Source organism: Nocardia arseniciresistens (assembly GCF_046764875.1).
GTDB lineage: Bacteria > Actinomycetota > Actinomycetes > Mycobacteriales > Mycobacteriaceae > Nocardia > Nocardia arseniciresistens.
Genome location: NZ_JBKORD010000022.1, coordinates 16030 through 34446 on the forward strand (window position 1 = coordinate 16030; position 18417 = coordinate 34446).

Here is an 18417-nt window from a genome sequence, read left to right on the forward strand (position 1 = left end):
GCGAGGTGATTGTCGACACCGTGACCTCACCCCTTAGGCTCGAACACTGTGCCGAACACCTCTGACTCCACCGATGGCCAGCCCGCTGGCGACCCGAACTACCTGGTCGGGCTCGATCTCGAGGGCCGCCGCGTCGTAGTGGTCGGCGGTGGCACCGTCGCGCAACGCCGACTCGGACTGTTGATCGCCTCCGGTGCGGACGTGCACGTGATCAGTCGTGAGGTCACCCCGGCAGTCGAGGGGATGGCCACCTCGGGGCAGCTCACCGTGACACTGCGCGCGTACACGGACGGCGATCTCGATGGCGCGTGGTACGCGATCGCCTGTACCGACGAACCCGAGACCAACGCGGCCGTCGTCGAGGAGGCCACCCGTCGACGCATCTTCTGCGTGCGCGCCGATGTCGCCAGGCTGGGAACCGCTGTCACTCCGGCGACGGCACGCTACGACGGACTCACCCTCGGCGTGCTCGCCGGTGGGCAGCATCGGCGCTCCGCCGCGGTGCGGACCGCGCTGCTCGAGGCACTGCAATCCGGTGTGGTGAACGATGATTCGACACCGATGACCCCTGGTGTCGCACTGGTCGGCGGCGGTCCCGGCGATCCGGATCTGATCACCGTGCGCGGCCGCAGGCTGCTGGCAAGGGCGACTCTCGTGATCGCCGATCGGCTGGCCCCACCGGAACTGCTTGCCGAACTCGGCCCCGACGTCGAGGTGATCGACGCCGCGAAGATCCCGTACGGCCGCGCGATGGCGCAGGAGGCGATCAATATCGCACTGGTCGAGGGCGTCAAGGCGGGCAAGTTCGTAGTGCGGCTCAAGGGCGGCGACCCGTATGTGTTCGGTCGCGGCTACGAGGAAGTGGAAGCGTGCGTCGCGGCCGGGATACCGGTCACCGTGGTGCCCGGCATAACCAGCCCCATCTCGGTTCCCGCTGCGGCGGGTATCCCGGTGACCCACCGCGGTGTCACCCACGAATTCGTGGTGGTCAGCGGGCATGTGGCACCGGAGCATCCGGATTCACTCGTCGACTGGTCCGCGCTGGCGAAGTTGCGCGGCACCCTCGTGTTGATGATGGCCGTCGAGCGGATCGATAAGTTCGCCGCCGTGCTGATCGAAGGCGGGCGTTCGGCCGACACTCCGGCGACCGTGATCCAAGAGGGCACCCTGCGTACGCAACGGGTATTGCGCGCGGACCTCGGCACCGTCGCCGCCCGGGTACGCGATGAAGGCATTCGCCCACCGGCGATCGTGGTGATCGGCCCGACGGCCGGATTCTCCGCGGAGCCGGCGCGACCTGGCGTCGGATCCGCCAACGGATAACGCCGTGAGCATCACAAGTACTCGCGTGATCGGTTGTGACTCCGCAGACCGGACTCGCGTCGGGCCGAGTCACTACCGCCGAGTCAACTACAGTGGCTCACCGTGCTCGAGAATCCCCCTCCGACGATGCAGTATCCGGTGACGCAGCGGGCCTTCGGGCTCGCGATACTCGTGCTGAGCGGGCTGCAGCTGATGGTTGTGCTCGACGGCACCGTGGTGATCTTCGCGCTGCCACGGCTGCAGCAGGAGATGGGAATGTCCAGCTCGGGTGCCGCCTGGACAGTGACCTCCTACGGTCTCACCTTCGCTGGCCTGATGTTGCTCGGCGGCAGACTCGGCGACAGGTTCGGCCGCAAACGCATGCTGATGCTCGGTGTCGGGCTGTTCACCTTCGCCTCGTTGCTATGCGGGTTAGCGCAGAACGAGGCCATGCTGATCGCGGCGCGCGCCATGCAGGGTGCCGGAGCGGCGATTGCGGCACCGACAGCCTTCGCCCTGGTGGCAACCACTTTCGCGCCCGGTAAGCCGCGCAATCAGGCGATCGCGATCGTCGGCTCCATGGTCGGTATCGGCTCCGTCGGCGGTCTGGTGGTCGGCGGTGCGCTGACTCAGCTGTCCTGGCGGTGGATCTTCCTCATCAATGTGCCGATCGGTGCGCTGATCATTCTTGGTGCGTTGTACCAGCTCGCGGACACCGAACACCACCGATCCTCGCTGGATGTGCGTGGCGCGGTGCTCGGCACGCTGGCCTGTGCCGCCATCGTGTTCGGCGCGACCGAGGGACCGGAGCTGGGCTGGACCAGCCCGCTGATCATCGGCGCGCTCATCGGCGGTGTGCTGCTGCTGATCATCTTCGTGATGGTGGAACGGCAGATCGAGAATCCGCTGCTGCCGTGGTCGCTGTTCAACAGCCGCGATCGTGTCGCGACCTTCCTGTTGATCTTCCTGGCCGGCGGCGTGCTCGGTGCGATGACGTTCTTCGTCGCGCAGTTCCTGCAGAACGTGCTCGGTTACGGGCCGCTGGTCGCCGGCGTGGCGTCGATTCCGTTCACGATCGGCATCGGCATCGGCGGTGCGCTGGCCTCCAAGGCGGCGTTGGTGGTGTCGCCGCGTTGGCTGCTGTGTGGGTCGGCCTTCGTTCTTTCCGCGGGATTGCTGGTCGGTTCGCAGCTCGACGGCACCGTGAACTATCTGACGACCTTGCTGCCGCTGCTGATCGTGATGGGCTTCGGTGTCGGTGTAGCGATGGTGCTCGCGCCGCTCTGCGTGCTCGTCGATGTGCCCGCGTCCGATATCGGCCCGCTGTCCGCGGTGGGGCAGATGTTCATGAACCTGGCAACGCCGGTGTTCATCGGTCTGCTCACCCCCATCGCGGCTTCGCGCACGATGTCGATGGGCGGCCGCACCGGTAAGGCCGCGGATATGAACGAGGCCGAGATCTTCGCGCTCGGCAGCGGGTACACGCTGGTTCTCGCGGTCTGCTCGCTCGTCGCGGTGGCGGCGGGCTTCATCGCGCTGGTGCTTCGTTTCACGCCGCAACAACTGGCTCAGGCACAGCACGCACAAGAGGAAGCGCAGCAGACCGGTCCCATGCCGGTTATCCGTACGCATCAGACGGGTCCCATCCCGGTGATTCGCCGGTCCGACTTCAACTCCCGATAGTCCCGCTCCGGCGATGCACTATCCGGTGACGCAGCGGGCGTTCGGTCCGGCGATTCTTGTGCTGAGCGGGCTCCAGCTCATGGTGGTGCTCGACGGCACCGTGGTGATTCTGGCGCTTCCGAAGCTACAAGAGGAGCTAGGACTATCCAGTTCCGGCAATGCCTGGATGATCACCGCATACGGTCTGCCGCTGGCCGGGTTCATGCTGCTGGGCGGGCGTCTCGGGGACAGATTCGGTCGCAAACGCATGTTCATCCTCGGTGTCGCGCTGTTCACGCTGGCCTCGTTGCTCTGCGGTCTGGCACAGAACGAATGGATGATCATCGCCGCGCGCGCGATCCAGGGGACCGGAGCGGCGCTCGCGGCGCCGACCGCGTTCGCTTTGGTAGCCAGCACTTTCGCACCCGGCCGGGTGCGTAACCACGCCTTCGCGATATTCGGTTCCATGATGGCCGTCGGATCGGTCGGCGGTCTGGTCGTCGGCGGTGCGCTGACCGAGCTCAGCTGGCGATTCATCTTCTTGATCAATGTGCCGATCGGCGCACTCATCATGCTGGGGGCCGCCTACCAGTTGCGCGATACCAGCCATCGGCGGCTTTCCATCGACGTCCGCGGCGCGTTCCTCGGTACCCTCGCCTGTTCCGCCATCGTGTTCGGTGCGACCGAAGGCCCCGGATTCGGCTGGAACGACCCGCTGATCGTCGGATCGCTGGTGGCCGGTGTGGTGGGGCTGTTCGTCTTCGTCTTCGCGGAACGCCGGGTGGAGAATCCGCTTTTGCCCTGGTCGTTATTCGATGATCGTGATCGGGTGACCACCTTCGCCGCGATCCTGCTGGCGAGCGGTCTGTTCGCCGCGACAACCTATTTCGCGGGTCTGTTCGTTCAGAACGTCGTCGGTTACAGCCCACTGGTCGCCGGTGTGGCCTTCATTCCGTTCACCATCGGCGCGGGTATCGGAACCGCTATTTCGGCGAAGCTCGCGCTGATGGTCGCGCCGCGCTGGCTGCTGAGCGTCGCGTCGGTGATCCTGTTCATGGGGTTGTTCTTCGGTTCGACGCTCGACGGTGGAGTGCGCTATTGGCCGACGCTGCTGGTGCTGTTCACGGTGATCGGTTTGGGCATCGGCATGGTTATCGTGCTGGTCCCGCTGTGCGTGCTGGTCGGCGTACCGCCGGATAACATCGGCCCGCTCGCCGCGGTAGGCCAGACCTTCCTGAATCTCGGTACCCCGATCGCGATCGGGCTGCTCACCCCGGTCGCGGCCTCGCGCACCCTGGCCCTCGGCGGGCGCACCGGTACGCCGTCGGAGATGACGCAGACCGAACTCGACGCTTTGGGCAGTGGTTACACGTTGGTGCTGTTCGTGACGGCGATCGGCGCGCTGCTCGTCGGGCTGCTTGCTCTGACACTGCGGTATTCGCCCGATCAAGTCGCACGGGCGCAGCACGCGCAAGAAGAAGCCCAGCAGAGCTGACCCGCTGGGCTGCGTCGGCTTCACCAATTCACAGGCGGCCCGCGACCTTGCGTGGAGTGACGCGCACGATGATGCGGGGGCCGTCGTTGACGGAAGCGGGGTTGAACTCCAGGTAGGGCAGCCCGGTGTAGTGCTGCGACAACTCGTTGGGCAGCGTCTTGTCCGGATCAGGGGTGAGGGTGGCCGTGCCACGAATCTCCGCGTACACATACGGGTTGTCGGCCGGATTGATCAGCACCGTGATTCGCGGATCGCGGGCGAGGTTCTTGCCCTGCTGCCGGTCCGTGGTGGTGGAGAACAGCAGGTCGTCACCGTCGCGCTTCAGCCAGATGACGGTGAGGTGCGGTTGTCCGTTCGGCCCGATGGTCGCCGCGGTCGCGAATACCTTCGACTCGTCCAGGTACTTCTTCAGGTCATCGGAAAGTACAGCTGTCATGCCCAACTGAAACACCTCGCGCACCAAGTGCATTCCCGGCTCTCGTCGGCTATCGGCCGACGTGCTGGTCGGCTGTCAGCAAGGCATGGTCGAGCATCGCCAGACCTTCCTTCGCCTCGCCCTCGCTGACGACGCATGGCGGCACCACATGCAACCGGTTGAAGTTGACGAACACGAGCATGCCCGCCGCGCGGCAGGCGGCGACGAGCTCGTTCATGGCCGGACTGCTGCCGCCGTAGGGGGCGAGCGGTTCGCGGGTGGCCTTGTCGCGGACGAGTTCCAGCGCCCAGAAGACACCGATGCCGCGGACCTCTCCGATGCTCGGGTGACGCTCGGCGAGCTCCCGGAGGCCGGGGCCGAGCACGCGCGCACCGATGTCGGCGGCGTTTTCGATGATGCGTTCGTCGGTCATCGCGTTGATCGTCGCCACCGCCGCTGCCGTTGCCAGGGGATGACCCGAGTAGGTCAGCCCACCCGGATACGCTCGATCGTCGAACGTCGCGGCGATATCCGGACTGATCGCGACACCGCCCAGCGGCACATACCCGGAATTCACGCCCTTGGCGAAGGCGAGCAGATCAGGGACGACGCCCTCGAAATGCTCTATCGCGAACCACTTTCCGGTGCGACCGAACCCTGACATCACCTCATCGGCGATGAAGATGATGCCGTACCTGTCGCAGAGCTGCCTGACTCCGGCCAGGTAGCCGGGCGGCGGGACCATGATTCCCGCTGTGCCAGGGATGGATTCGAGGATGATCGCCGCGATGGTGCTCGGTCCCTCGAACGCGATGGTCTGCTCGAGATGTGCGAGCGCGCGCTCGGTTTCCTCGGTTTCGTCGCTCGAATGGAACTGTGACCGATACAGGAACGGGCCGAAGAAGTGCACGACGCCGCTGTTTCCGTGGTCGTTGGGCCAGCGCCGCGGATCACCGGTGAGGTTGATCGCGGTCTCGGTGCCGCCGTGATACGAGCGGTAGCGCGCCAGCACCTTGTAGCGGCCGGTGTGCAGCCGCGCCATCCGCACCGCGTGTTCGACGGCGTCGGCGCCGCCATTGGTGAAGAAGATCTTGTTCAGGTCACCGGGTGTGCGCTCGGCGATCAGCCGCGCGGCCTCCGAGCGCGCCTCGTTGACGTGCTGCGGTGCGACGGTGCAGAGCTTGGCCGCCTGCTCCTGCACCGCGGCAACGACTTTCGGATGCTGATGGCCGATATTGGTGTTCACCAACTGGGAGGAGAAATCCAGCAGCCTGTTGCCGTCGCCGTCCCACACATGGCAACCCTGTGAAGCGGTGATGGTCATCGGCGTGATCTGTGCTTGCGCTGACCACGAGTGGAAAACATGCAGGCGGTCGAGTTCATAGGCGCGGGCAGCGGCCCGTCTTGCCTGGTCCGGGGTCGATCCGTTGGGCAGAGTCATCGGCGGGTTCTCCTGCGTCACTCGGTCTGCGGGCATTACTTGTTCTGTGGGAAGCCCAATTCGAGTCCGCCATGGCTCGGATCGAGCCAGCGGCTGGTGACGGCCTTGCCCCGGGTGAAGAAGTGCACGCCATCGGTGCCGTGCGCGTGCGAATCGCCGAACAGCGAGTTCTTCCAACCGCCGAAGCTGTAGTACGCCATGGGAACCGGGATGGGCACATTGATGCCGACCATGCCGACCTCCACCTCGTTGTGGAAGCGCCGGGCAGCGCCGCCGTCGTTGGTAAAGATCGCGGTCCCGTTGCCGTAGGGGTTCGAGTTGATCAGCGCCAGCCCGTCGTCATAGGTGTCGACCCGGACCACCGACAGGACGGGGCCGAAGATTTCGTCGGTGTAGACGCTCATCTCGGTGCCGACGTGATCGAGAATGGTCGGCCCGAGCCAGAATCCGTTCACCTCGCCGTCGGCTTCGACGCCGCGGCCATCGAGAACGACGGTGGCTCCGGCGGATTCGCCCGCATCGATATAGGTGGCAACGCGATCGCGGTGCTCGCGGGTCACCAACGGACCCATATCGGTGTTGCGGGTGCCGTCACCGGTCTTGATCGTCGCGGCGCGCTCGGCGATCTTGGTGACCAGTTCGTCGCCGACCGTGCCGACCGCGAGTACCACGCTGATCGCCATGCAGCGCTCGCCCGCGGAGCCGAAACCAGCGTTGACCGCGGCATCGGCGGCCAGATCCAGGTCCGCGTCCGGCAGCACGAGCATGTGGTTCTTCGCGCCGCCGAGTGCCTGCACCCGCTTGCCGTTCGCGGTGCCGCGCTGATAGACGTACTTCGCGATCGGCGTCGAGCCGACGAACGAGACCGCCTTGATACCCGGGTTGTCCAGCAACTCGTCGACCGCGACCTTATCGCCCTGCACTACGTTGAAAACCCCTGTGGGCAACCCTGCTTCGTGCCACAGCTCGGCCATCCACAGCGCGGAGGACGGATCCTTCTCGCTCGGCTTGAGCACGACGGTATTGCCCGCCGCGATCGCGACCGGGAAGAACCACATCGGCACCATCGCGGGGAAGTTGAACGGCGAAATGACGGCCACCGGCCCCAATGGCTGGCGGATAGAGAAGATGTCCACCTTCGTCGATGCGTTCTCGGTGTACCCACCCTTTATCAGATGCGGGATGCCACAAGCGAATTCGACGATCTCCAGGCCGCGGGTCACCTCGCCGAGCGCATCGGAGAGCACCTTGCCGTGCTCGGCGGTGATCAGTCGGGCCAGCGCTTCCTTGCGCTCGTTGAGCAGTTCACGGAACCTGAACAGCACCTGGGTCCGCCGGGCAAGCGAGGCGTCGCGCCACGCGGGGAACGCCGCGGTCGCGGAATCGATGGCCGTCCGGACGTCCGCGACGTTCGCCAGAGCTACCTGCCCGGTCACCACGCCGGTCGCGGGGTTGGTCACCGGCGCGCTCGCCGCACTCGTTCCGGCGAAGCCCTTACCGTCCACCCAATGCGCGATTGTCTGCATATCTCCTCGATTCGATCCGTGAGCGTCGGTGTGTAGAGCCTTCGGGTGCCGGTGCCCTGGTGTTCCGGGATCCAGAATGCGCGGGAGCCGGTGACCGTACCCGTGCTTTGCCGGATCCCGGCATGCGCCGGGGTGACGTTGTCGAGGCTTACTCTTCCGCATGAATCGGCTGATGCGGGCCGACGATCTGTACGCGATTCGCGTATTCGTATTACGATTCGTCAGGTGCTGCTTTCTGTTGCCGATGTCCTGGCCATGCCGGTGGTGCGTGCGGGGGAGCCGCAGGTCGTCGGTGGGGGATCGCTCGATCGTCCGGTGCGGTGGGTGCACGTCAGCGATGTTCCCGCTGTCGCCGGATTGCTGTCCGGCGGTGAACTGATCTTGACCACCGGACCAGCCTTGAGCGGTAGCGATGCGGCGACCGTCGACTATCTGTCGGCCTTGGCGGCGGCAGGGGTGTCCGGACTTGTCGTCGAACTCGGTGCCGCCGTGCCGGAATTGCCGCCGGTGGTCGCAAGTACGGCCGATGCGCTCGGGCTTCCGGTGATCGCGTTGCGGAGGGTCACCAGGTTCGTCGAGATCACCGAGGCGGTGCACCGGGTGATCGTGGCCGACCAGTACGCGGAGCTGGAGTTCGCACGAACGGTGCACGAGACCTTCACCGAACTCAGCGTCCGTCGTGCCTCGCTTGCGGAGATCGTCAAGACCGCCGCGGGCATGCTCGACTGTTCGGTGGTGCTCGAAGACCTTTCGCACCGCGTGCTCGCGCTGACCGCGCGGCACACCACCACCTCGGCGATCCTGGAGAACTGGGAGAGCACCTCGCGCATGCTGCCCGAAGGCTGGGATGTGGTGGCCGTCGGGCCGCACACCCAGCGGTGGGGCAGGCTGATCCTGCGTTCGAGCGGGGTGCCGACACCGCGGGCGCGCACGGTCCTCGAGCGCGCCGCCCAAACGCTGACCCTGCATCGGATGATCGACAAGGATCGCTTCGGTCTGCATCGGCAGGCGCAGACCGGGCTCATCGATGACATGGTCAACGGCAGGGTTCTCGACGAACGTGACGCGCAGGCCAGGGCGGCAGCGCTGGGTTTGCTTGCGCGCCGGGTGAAGTACGTGCCGCTGGCGATGGATGTGGCCGCGCTCGACGAATCCGATCAGGTCGCCAGGCAGCGCCGCAGCGCGGGCGTGCTCGACGCGGTGACTCACGGCCTCGGTTTGGCGAAAGCCACCGCACTGACCGCGGCCGACCACGGCGATCGGATCAGCATAATCCTCGCTGTCTCGCGCTCCGCCGTGCTCGACGAGGTGCTACGTGTGGTCTGTGCGGCGATTACCGCAGAGGTGCGCCGCGTCGACGGCGTGCAGCGGGTTGTCGTCGGTGTCGGCGCGGATTCGGAGTCCCTGCTCGACACCGCACGAGAGCTCGCCCACGCGGCGCATGTCGCCGAGGTCGCGCTGTCGCTGGAGACGTCGGCACCGCGAGTTTTCTATCGCGGCGGTGACGTCCGACTGCGTGGGCTGCTCTCGCTGATCCGCAATGAACCCGGCGTGCAGAGCTTCGCCGAGACCGAGTTGAGCGCGTTGCTGCGCTTCGACATTCGGCACGCGGCCGATCTGGTCCGCACCCTGCGGCAATTCCTCGATGTGGCGGGCAACAAGACCGAAATCGCGCGCAGGCTCAACATCAGCAGGCCGACACTGTACGACCGGCTGGCCCGCATCGAGCGCATCCTTGATGTCGATCTGGAGGATGGCGAATCCCGCACCTCGTTGCACACCGCGCTACTCATCCGCGACCTCACCGCGAACGCCGAAAAACTGTAAACCCGGCGGGAACATCGGCGGGGTGTGGTGGGTTGGATGCGGACATGACGACACTGGGATTGATCGGTAGCGGGCATATCGGTAGCGCGCTGGCTCGGCTGGCTGTGGCCGCCGGATTCGATGTTGTAGTGAGTAATTCGCGTGGGCCGCAGACGTTGGGCGAGCTGGTGGCCGAGCTCGGTCCGAGTGCCAGGGCGGCAACGGCTGAGGAGGCGGCCGCGGCGGGGGACATCGTGGTTGTCACGGTGCCGCTGCGCAATTATCGGCAGGTGCCGGTCGAACCGCTCGCGGGCAAGGTTGTCATCGATACCAACAACTATTACCCGGATAGGGACGGTCGCTTTCCCGAGCTCGACGCGGGCACCACCACCAGCGGTGAACTGCTCCAGCGGCACCTGCCGACTTCGCGAATCATCAAGGCGTTCAACAATATCTACTTCCCACACCTTGCCGCGCTCGCCCGTTCCGAGGGTTCCTCCGAGCGCACCGCACTGCCGATCGCAGGTGACAACTCCGATGCGAAAACTGTCGCCACCGAACTTCTCGATGCCTTCGGCTACGACGTCGTCGACGTCGGCGCCTTGAACGAAAGCTGGCGTTTCCAGGTCGGTACCCCGGCCTACGGCGATCCCTACGCGGTGGCCCTTCCATTCAGTGACCACGATGCTGCCCCGGCTTCCGCCGAGAAGGTCCGGGCGGCACTGGCGGCGGCGCAGCGGTAGCGGCTGCCGGGAGGCGGGTTCGGCGCTCCCTGGCTGTGTGCCTCAGGTGAGGATCAACAGCTCTGTCGGGGAGGCGATCTCGGTCTTCAGACCCGACTTGGTTGCGATGCGGGCGACGGCGCGGATGTCGGTCGGATCGGCGCGGGTGAGGACGAGGGCCCGGGCCAGCAGGCCCTTGTGGTGCTTGTTGAAATGGCTCACCACGGTTCGGGAGCCGTCGGGGTGTTCAGTGAGGACGTTGGCGGTGATCGCGCCGGGGACACGGCCCAGCTGTTGATAGGTGCCCGAACGGAGATCGATGACCAGCTCGCCGGCGGCTTCGGCGTGCAGCGCGTCCGGAAGCGCGTCGCGCCACAGTGCCGAAAGAGTGGGCAGGCCAGGAAGTTTGGAGCCGCCGGAGAGGCGGTAGGCGGGAATGGGATCGGTGGCGCGGACGGCGCCGAAGAGTGCGGAGCCGATGGCAAGGCGGGCGTCGGCCTTGGCGCGCTGAGCCCTGGTGAAGGCGCGCGCGTCGAGTGCGTCGTAGAGAACGCCGGTGTAGCGCTCCAGCGCGGGCCGGGTGCGGGAGGAGCGCAGGCTCGCATTCCGGACGATTTCGGCGTCGGCCCCCTTGCCGAGACCGAGGACCGCACGCGCGGCGTCGGGGTCGGCGGCCAGCTTGACCACCTCGTCGATCAGACGGTCGCGCACCGAGGTGAGCTGCGGCATCGTCAACGCCGCCAGCTCCAGAGGCGCGTCGGAACCACCGTCGGACTTGGTTTCGGAAGGAGGCAGCAGCACCAGCACGAGCGGATACGGTAATGCGTTGCAGATGTCGGCTGGCCAGCGACTACCCTGTGGTTCCGTGATCACCCGCCTCTCCCGCCTGTTCCTGCGTACCCTGCGCGACGACCCCGCCGACGCCGAGGTGCCCAGCCACAAACTCCTTGTGCGCGCCGGATACGTGCGCCGTGTCGCCCCGGGTGTGTACTCGTGGCTGCCGCTGGGCCTACGGGTACTACGCCGGGTCGAGAAGGTCGTCCGGGAAGAGATGGACGCCATCGGCGCGCAAGAGATCTCACTTCCTGCGCTGCTGCCGCGCGAACCGTACGAGACCACCAACCGGTGGACCGAATACGGTCCCGCTCTCTTCCGGATGCAGGACCGCAAGGGCGCCGACTACCTGCTCGGCCCCACTCACGAGGAGCTGTTCGCGCTCACCGTGAAGGGCGAATACAACTCGTATAAAGACCTTCCCGTCACGCTGTACCAGATTCAGGCCAAGTACCGCGACGAGGAGCGTCCGCGCGCGGGCATCCTGCGTGGGCGTGAGTTCATCATGAAGGACTCCTACTCGTTCGACCTGAACGAGGACGGACTGAAGGCAAGCTACACCGCGCACCGCGAGGCCTACCAGCGCATCTTCGAGCGATTGAAGGTCGATTACGTCATCGTCGCCGCCACCTCCGGCGCGATGGGCGGCAGCGCGTCGGAGGAGTTCCTCGCCGACAGTCCGGTCGGTGAGGACACCTACGTGCGGTGCGTCGAATCCGGCTACGCGGCCAACGTGGAAGCGGTCATCACGCATGCTCCCGAACCGCTGCCCATCGAGGGGCAGCCCGAGGCCGTCGTGCACGACACTCCGAACACGCCGACCATCGCGACGCTGGTCGCATGGGCCAACGAGGCGAGTGTTTACGGCCGCCCCGTCACCGCGGCCGACACCTTGAAGAACGTCATAGTGAAGCTGCGCCACCCTGACGGCAAAACCGAGCTTCTCGGCATCGGTATCCCCGGTGACCGCGACGTCGACGACAAGCGCCTCGGTGCTTCCGTCGAACCTGCCGAGGTCGAGCTGATCAACGAGGCAGATTTCGCAGCCAATCCATTCCTGGTGAAGGGTTACATCGGGCCGAAGGCATTGCAGGACAACGGGGTTCGCTACTTGGTCGATCCCCGTGTCGGTACCGGCACCGCCTGGATCACCGGCGCGGACAGCCAGGGTAAGCACGTCGTCGGCCTGGTCGCCGGCCGCGACTTCACCCCCGACGGCACCATCGAGGCCGCCGAGGTCCGTGACGGTGATCCCTCGCCGGACGGGCGTGGTCTGCTCGTCGCCTCGCGCGGCATCGAGATCGGACACATCTTCCAACTCGGCACCAAGTACACCGACGCCTTCGACGTCGACGTACTCGGCGAGAACGGCAAGCCGGTCCGACTCACCATGGGCTCCTACGGTGTCGGAGTGTCACGGATGGTGGCCGTCATCGCCGAGCAGCAGCACGACGACAAGGGCCTGCGCTGGCCGCGCGAGGTCGCTCCCTTCGATGTGCACGTGGTGATCGCCAACAAAGACGAGTCGTCCAAGGAGGGCGGCGAGCAGGTTGCCGCGCAACTGGACGTTGCGGGCTTGGAGGTGGTCCTCGACGACCGCAAGGCCTCACCCGGGGTGAAGTTCAAGGATTCCGAGCTGATCGGTGTGCCGGTCGTCGTGGTGGTCGGGCGGGGCTGGGCCGAGGGCAAGGTCGAGATCCGTGACCGGTTCACCGGCGAAGCGATCGAAGTGCCTGCCGAATCGGTGGTGGACTCGGTGCTCGCGCAGGTGCGCGGCTGACAGTCGGAGGCGAGGTGCAGGGTCGGGCGCGGAAAGTGCGCCTGACCTACGGTTCCGTAGGGAGGATCCGTCTCATCGACAATGGCGGACCCCCTCCTGACCGCTGTTACTCGCTGGTAAGTTAACCCTCATGACGAGCACCGACGCGCTGTTGTTCAACCCCGCCACCTACGACCCGCAGCAGTTCGACGCCGAGACGCGGCGACTGTTGAAGGCCACCATCGAGTGGTTCGAATCGCGGGGTAAGCGTCAGCTGCTCACCGACGATGCGAATGCGGTGTGGGTGTCGGAGTTTCTCGATTTCGCCAAGAAGGAAAAGCTGTTCGCGACCTTCCTGACACCCGCCGCCTATGCCGACGGTGACGAGAACCGGCGCTGGGACGCGGCCCGTAATGCGGCGCTGTCGGAGATCTTCGGGTTCTACGGTCTCGCGTACTGGTACGCCGAGCAGGTCACCATCCTCGGCCTCGGCCCGATCTGGCAGAGCGACAACGAGGCCGCCAAGAAGCGCGCCGCCGCCGATCTCGTCGACGGTCAGGTGATGGCATTCGGCCTGTCCGAGCGCGATCACGGCGCCGACATCTACAACACCGATTTGGTGCTGACGCCGACCGAGCCGGGCAGCGCGGACGCCGAGTCCGGAATCCTGTTCCGCGCCAACGGAACCAAGTACTACATCGGCAACGGCAATGTCGCGAGCATGGTGTCGATCTTTTCCCGTCGCGCCGACATCGAAGGCGCCGAGGGCTACGTGTGGTTCGCCGCCGACAGCCGCAGCGACGACTACGAGCTGATCGACAACGTCATCCACGGCCAGCTGTACGTCAGTACTTTCGCGCTGCACAACTACCCGGTGACCGCCGAGGACATCTTGTCCACCGGTCCCGAGGCCTTCTCGGCCGCGCTGAACACCGTCAACGTCGGCAAGTTCAACCTGTGCCACGGAAGTATCGGTATGGTCGAGCACTCGTTCTACGAGGCGATCACCCACTCGAACAACCGCATCCTCTACGGCAACCCCGTCACCGACTTCCCACATGTGCGTACGAATTTCGTCGATGCCTACGCGCGCATCACCGCGATGAAGCTGTTCAGTGATCGCGCGGTCGACTACTTCCGCACCGCGAGCCTCGAGGATCGCCGCTACCTGCTGTTCAACCCGATGACGAAGTCCAAGGTGACCTCGGAGGGCGAGACCGTCATGACGTTGCTGCTGGATGTGCTCGCCGCAAAGGGATTCGAGAAGAACACCTACTTCGCCCAGGTCGCCCGCTACATCGGCACCCTGCCCCGGCTGGAGGGCACCGTGCACGTCAATGTCGGCCAGATCCTGAAGTTCATGCCGAACTACCTGTTCAACCCGAAGGACTATCCGGAGGTCGGCACCCGCCTCGACGCGGGCGACGACGAGTTCTTCTTCAAGCAGGGTCCCGCCCGCGGCGCGGGCAAGGTGCAGTTCGCCGACTGGACTCCGGTCTACGACAAGCACACCGACGTCGCGAACGTGGCCCGCTTTTACGAGCAGGCCCAGGCCCTGCGCACGCTGCTGACCACGGCCGCTCCCGACGCCGCGCAGCAGAAGGACCTGGACTTCATGCTGACCATCGGCCACCTGTTCTCACTGGTGGTCTACGGCCAGCTGATCCTGGAGCAGGCCGCCGTCACCGGCCTCGACCGCGACGTGCTCGAGCAGATCTTCGACTTCCAGATCCGCGACTTCAACACCTATGCCACTACTCTTTACGGCAAGCCGACCGCGACTGCCGCACAACAGGACTGGGCCGTCGGTGCCCTGCGTACGCCGTTCGCCGACCGCGAACGTTTCGACCGTGTGTGGACCCAGGTGGCGTCCTACGACGGCGCGTACACCATGCGTCCGTAGTCGCCGCAATTCACCGGGCTCGGCCGAACTCGCAGGCGAGGTCGGCCGAGCTCTCTGACTCGCTCGAGGGGCAATGGTGGCCCGGGCGGATCCAGCGGTCAGACTTTGCCCGGGAATGCGATCGTTGGAGGGTTCGTGCCCAGGATCGCCTGCCAGCCGGCCACGCGCAGAGCGCACTCGGTGAGGGCTTCGATGCCGATGCGGCGGACGACCTCCGTGCCCGCCCGTTCGACCACGGAGCGCCAAGCGACGGTGCAGTCGGTTTCCACGGTGACGGCGAAGTTTGCCGCCGGGATCGGGTCATCGACCGGGAACGGGGCCGTGTAGGCCGCGTCAGGGGGCGGCACTGTGCTGCCCGCCGCGGCCAGGGTTTCGATGGTGCTGTCGCGGCGGGCACGGTGTGCGGCGGTGTACTGGGTGACGAGACGGTCGCGTTCGGTGGAGGCGAACGCGTCGATCACGCCGTAGGCGTATACCGCTGCGTACTCGGCGTTCAGTGCGTCGAGCAGGGCCTGACGTTCGGCATCGGTCATGCCAGCAATACTCCCGCCTCGGTCGCGCAGGCCGCGCTGATGGAGGCCAATAGGCCCGCGCGGTAAGCGGATTGGGTGCGTGCGAGATCGGCCGCCGACTGCTGGGACATGTTGAGCCGGTCGCGTAGCTGGTCGATGGTCGGCGGCGCCGAGGGCGGCACGGCCGTACCGGAGGCGGCGGGGGATGGACCGGTGCCTGCCGGTGCGTCCATCGAGTGCGTGCGATGCGTCGGGGTGGTGCCATCGCCGAAGGCTCCGATCACCCGGGTGATCTCGGCAAGCAGAGCGTCGGCGTGTGCGGTGCGTTCGCTCGCGATCGTGGTGAGCGCGACGTGCCGTTGCGGCGTCAGCGCGATCGCCGCGGTTGCGGCCGCGGCGTCGGCGCGGGCCAGGGTCTCTTGTGCGGCAAGCGGATCCGGCTCGTAGATCCTGTCGTCGGCGCAACCGGCTGCCGCGCCGAGAGCGAGCGCGCCGAGCGTACCGCCACCGGCCAGCCGTAAGGCGGTGCGGCGGTCGATGGTACTGCCGCGAGCGGCCGATAGGCCGTCGGCGCGACCGTGCCGGTCGTCGGGAATGCCGGAGGTGCACCCGGCGCGCGGCGGGGCGGGAAGGCGGATGGGCACGGCACCATCGTGCCAGATTCGCGCGATGCCCCTGACCACCCGCCGACCGTTCCGAACACCGGGGAGCGGCGGTCGTACGCACACGAAACTTGCCTAAGGCCGCTGGTCCTTTACACTCTCGTGGCGCGTTACGCTAGACCTTGGGTAGAGAATTTTCCCCGTCACGTCACAACTGAACCAGGAGCCGCCCCACATGCCGATGCCGACCGAGGAAAGGCTGAGCCAGCTCGTTGCTGGACTCGTCGAACGCCGAGGGTTCGACCTCGAGGGCGTCGAGATTTCGACGGCCGGCAAGCACGCGGAAGCGCAGGCTCGGGTGAAGGTGATCGTGGACAGCGATGACGGTTCGGATCTGGACACCATCGCCGAACTCAGCAAGGAGCTCTCCGAGCGGCTCGACGAGGCAGACGATTTCGGCGAGACCGAGTATCTGCTCGAAGTCACCACACCCGGTATCGACCGCCCGCTGACCGTCGACAGGCACTGGCATCGCGCGCGTGGCCGTAAAGTGCGGATCTCACTACGCCCAGGGGCGCCCACCCCTGATTCGGGTGGATCGGACACCTTCGACGCCAGGGTGGGTGAGCTCACCGATGGCACGGTGGCGCTGGTGCTCGGCGGCAAACGCAACCCACACCGGGTGAGCGTGGCGCTCGCCGATATCGCCGAGGCCGTCGTCCAGGTCGACTTCTCGCCGCCGGGTGCGCGCGAGCTCGAACTCGCGGGTGGAGTCGCTCCCGGCCGCCCGCAGCCGGGAGAGGAAGAGGAAGTTCTAGAAACCGAAGCATTGCCCGAATCAGTAACAGCATCCGATTCGCCGACCGAAGGGATCGTGGAATGAACATCGAAATCGAAGCCCTGCGCGCGATTGTCGCCGACAAGGGGATCTCGATCGAGACCGTGATCTCCGCGATCGAGTCGGCATTGCTCACCGCCTACCGGCACACCGAAGGCCACCAGGCCAACGCGCGCATCGACATCAACCAGAAGACCGGCGTGGTGCGGGTGATGGCCATGGATGTCGACGCCGACGGCAACATGATCTCCGAATGGGACGACACCCCAGAGGGATTCGGCCGAATCGCCGCGACAACCGCACGTCAGGTCGTGCTGCAGCGGCTGCGCGATGCCGAGAACGAGAAGTCCTTCGGCGACTTCGCCACCCATGAGGGCGACATCGTCGGCGGCGTTGTGCAGCGTGACGCGCGCGCCAACGCGCGCGGCACCGTCGTGGTGCGCATCGGCAGCGAGACGCACGGGACCGAGGGGCTCATCGCTCCCGCCGAGCAGGTGCCCGGCGAAACCTACGAGCACGGCGACCGCATCAAGTGCTACGTCTACGGCGTCTCGCGTGGCCCTCGTGGCCCGCAGATCACGCTGTCGCGGACGCATCCGAACCTGGTGCGTCGGCTGTTCGCGCTCGAGGTTCCCGAGATCGCCGACGGCTCGGTCGAGATCGTCGCGGTCGCCCGTGAGGCCGGGCACCGCTCCAAGATCGCGGTGCGCAGCACCGTGCAGGGCGTCAACGCCAAGGGCGCCTGTATCGGCCCGATGGGGCAGCGGGTGCGCAACGTGATGAGCGAGCTTGCGGGCGAGAAGATCGACATCATCGACTACGCGGAGGATCCGGCGACTTTCGTCGGCAATGCGCTCTCGCCGTCGAAGGTGGTTTCGGTCACTGTCGTCGATCCGGATACGCGCGCCGCACGTGTGGTTGTGCCGGACTTCCAGCTCTCGCTCGCGATCGGCAAGGAGGGTCAGAACGCCCGCCTCGCCGCCCGCCTGACCGGCTGGCGCATCGATATCCGCAGCGACGCGGCCCCGGACACGGGCGGCGGCAGTGTGCGAACTGAGGCGCATCGAAGTTGACCGGGACCGCTCACGGTGAGTCGCGTACGGGCCCGACACCGGAGGTTCCGGATGACATGTTGGTAACTTCCGCGGGGGCGGGGTTCGGTGTTCCGACCGAGGCAGCGGTAGAGTGGTCTCAGGTTCAACGCGAGCCTTCGGTTTCCTTGCCCGAACGCACCAGCAAGCAGTCCACGGCGCCCAAGCGCCCGGCCGCTCCGGTGCGAACGTGTATCGGATGCCGGAAGCGAGAGTTGGCCGTCGACCTGTTGCGGATCGTGGCGCAGGAATGTGAGACCGGTGAAGATGGTTCTCATGTTTTTGTGGTCGTTCCCGATCCACAGCGCAGACTTCCCGGACGGGGTGCCTGGCTGCACCCCGTTTCGGTTTGTTCGACCGCAGCAGAGCGACGCCGAGCATTCGGCAGAGCACTACGAGTGTCCGGACATCTGGATATCTCAGCCCTGGAGAAGTACCTCGAGAACAGGCACGAGCACTCATGAGCACACCGTGAAGCACCAACGATGAACGTCCGTCGGAGATAACCC

Annotated in this window: 16 protein-coding genes; 10 read left to right on the forward strand and 6 right to left on the reverse strand. The window is 66.1% G+C overall.

Annotated features, from left to right (window positions below; genetic code table 11):
• Positions 1-48 precede the first annotated feature (48 nt).
• From cobA to ACLMAJ_RS32740, 3 genes are all read left to right on the forward strand, one after another.
• Positions 49-1323 (forward strand): uroporphyrinogen-III C-methyltransferase, encoded by a 1275-nt coding sequence (cobA, locus tag ACLMAJ_RS32730; protein ID WP_412017748.1) that lies wholly within the window; start codon positions 49-51, stop codon positions 1321-1323.
• A 126-nt stretch (positions 1324-1449) separates the two neighbouring features.
• Positions 1450-2985, forward strand: coding sequence for an MFS transporter (locus tag ACLMAJ_RS32735; protein WP_412017860.1), 1536 nt, complete (start codon positions 1450-1452; stop codon positions 2983-2985).
• A gap of 13 nt (positions 2986-2998) precedes the next feature.
• Positions 2999-4459 carry an MFS transporter gene (locus tag ACLMAJ_RS32740; RefSeq protein WP_412017749.1) on the forward strand — a complete coding sequence of 487 codons (1461 nt, stop codon included), beginning with the start codon at positions 2999-3001 and terminating at the stop codon, positions 4457-4459.
• Positions 4460-4487: 28 nt separating this feature from the next.
• Here ACLMAJ_RS32740 and ACLMAJ_RS32745 read toward each other — a convergent pair whose 3' ends face one another.
• From ACLMAJ_RS32745 to ACLMAJ_RS32755, 3 genes are read right to left on the reverse strand one after another with little or no spacing between them, the layout of a single operon-like run.
• Positions 4488-4895, reverse strand: a complete 408-nt coding sequence (locus tag ACLMAJ_RS32745) for a PPOX class F420-dependent oxidoreductase (protein ID WP_412017750.1) — start codon at positions 4893-4895, stop codon at positions 4488-4490.
• A gap of 49 nt (positions 4896-4944) precedes the next feature.
• Positions 4945-6315, reverse strand: a complete 1371-nt coding sequence (locus ACLMAJ_RS32750; RefSeq protein ID WP_412017751.1) for an aspartate aminotransferase family protein — start codon at positions 6313-6315, stop codon at positions 4945-4947.
• A 35-nt stretch (positions 6316-6350) separates the two neighbouring features.
• On the reverse strand, positions 6351-7841 hold the full coding sequence (locus tag ACLMAJ_RS32755) for a CoA-acylating methylmalonate-semialdehyde dehydrogenase (protein WP_412017752.1): 1491 nt from the start codon (positions 7839-7841) through the stop codon (positions 6351-6353).
• A gap of 225 nt (positions 7842-8066) precedes the next feature.
• On the opposite strand from ACLMAJ_RS32755, the gene ACLMAJ_RS32760 reads away from it, so the two are divergent.
• Both ACLMAJ_RS32760 and ACLMAJ_RS32765 read left to right on the forward strand, forming a co-directional pair.
• Positions 8067-9668, forward strand: coding sequence for a PucR family transcriptional regulator ligand-binding domain-containing protein (locus ACLMAJ_RS32760; protein WP_412017753.1), 1602 nt, complete (start codon positions 8067-8069; stop codon positions 9666-9668).
• Between the two features lie 32 nt (positions 9669-9700).
• Positions 9701-10390 carry an NADPH-dependent F420 reductase gene (locus ACLMAJ_RS32765; protein ID WP_412017754.1) on the forward strand — a complete coding sequence of 230 codons (690 nt, stop codon included), beginning with the start codon at positions 9701-9703 and terminating at the stop codon, positions 10388-10390.
• 42 nt (positions 10391-10432) lie between these two features.
• On the opposite strand, the gene yaaA is transcribed toward ACLMAJ_RS32765, so the two are convergent.
• Positions 10433-11176: a peroxide stress protein YaaA gene (yaaA, locus tag ACLMAJ_RS32770; protein ID WP_412017861.1), complete on the reverse strand. Its 744-nt coding sequence runs from the start codon at positions 11174-11176 to the stop codon at positions 10433-10435.
• Between the two features lie 58 nt (positions 11177-11234).
• Here yaaA and ACLMAJ_RS32775 point away from each other — a divergent pair, with 58 nt between their 5' ends.
• A complete protein-coding gene (locus tag ACLMAJ_RS32775; protein ID WP_412017755.1) occupies positions 11235-12983 on the forward strand; it encodes a proline--tRNA ligase in 1749 nt (582 codons plus the stop codon).
• Between the two features lie 130 nt (positions 12984-13113).
• The gene (locus ACLMAJ_RS32780) at positions 13114-14865 is read left to right on the forward strand and encodes an acyl-CoA dehydrogenase family protein (RefSeq protein WP_412017756.1); all 1752 of its coding nucleotides are present in this window, start codon (positions 13114-13116) and stop codon (positions 14863-14865) included.
• A 98-nt stretch (positions 14866-14963) separates the two neighbouring features.
• Here ACLMAJ_RS32780 and ACLMAJ_RS32785 read toward each other — a convergent pair whose 3' ends face one another.
• The gene (locus ACLMAJ_RS32785; RefSeq protein ID WP_412017757.1) at positions 14964-15398 is read right to left on the reverse strand and encodes a ferritin-like domain-containing protein; all 435 of its coding nucleotides are present in this window, start codon (positions 15396-15398) and stop codon (positions 14964-14966) included.
• Positions 15395-16021: a hypothetical protein gene (locus ACLMAJ_RS32790; RefSeq protein ID WP_412017758.1), complete on the reverse strand. Its 627-nt coding sequence runs from the start codon at positions 16019-16021 to the stop codon at positions 15395-15397. Before ACLMAJ_RS32790 ends, ACLMAJ_RS32785 begins: the two co-directional genes overlap by 4 nt.
• Positions 16022-16214: 193 nt before the next feature.
• On the opposite strand from ACLMAJ_RS32790, the gene rimP reads away from it, so the two are divergent.
• The 3 genes from rimP (at position 16215) to ACLMAJ_RS32805 (ending at position 18372) form a co-directional block, all read left to right on the forward strand.
• Positions 16215-16862: a ribosome maturation factor RimP gene (gene rimP / locus ACLMAJ_RS32795; protein ID WP_412017759.1), complete on the forward strand. Its 648-nt coding sequence runs from the start codon at positions 16215-16217 to the stop codon at positions 16860-16862.
• Positions 16859-17890, forward strand: a complete 1032-nt coding sequence (gene nusA, locus ACLMAJ_RS32800) for a transcription termination factor NusA (protein WP_412017760.1) — start codon at positions 16859-16861, stop codon at positions 17888-17890. The genes rimP and nusA overlap by 4 nt, the downstream gene beginning before the upstream one ends.
• Before the next feature lie 146 nt (positions 17891-18036).
• Positions 18037-18372 carry a YlxR family protein gene (locus ACLMAJ_RS32805; RefSeq protein WP_412017862.1) on the forward strand — a complete coding sequence of 112 codons (336 nt, stop codon included), beginning with the start codon at positions 18037-18039 and terminating at the stop codon, positions 18370-18372.
• The last annotated feature ends 45 nt before the right edge of the window (positions 18373-18417 follow it).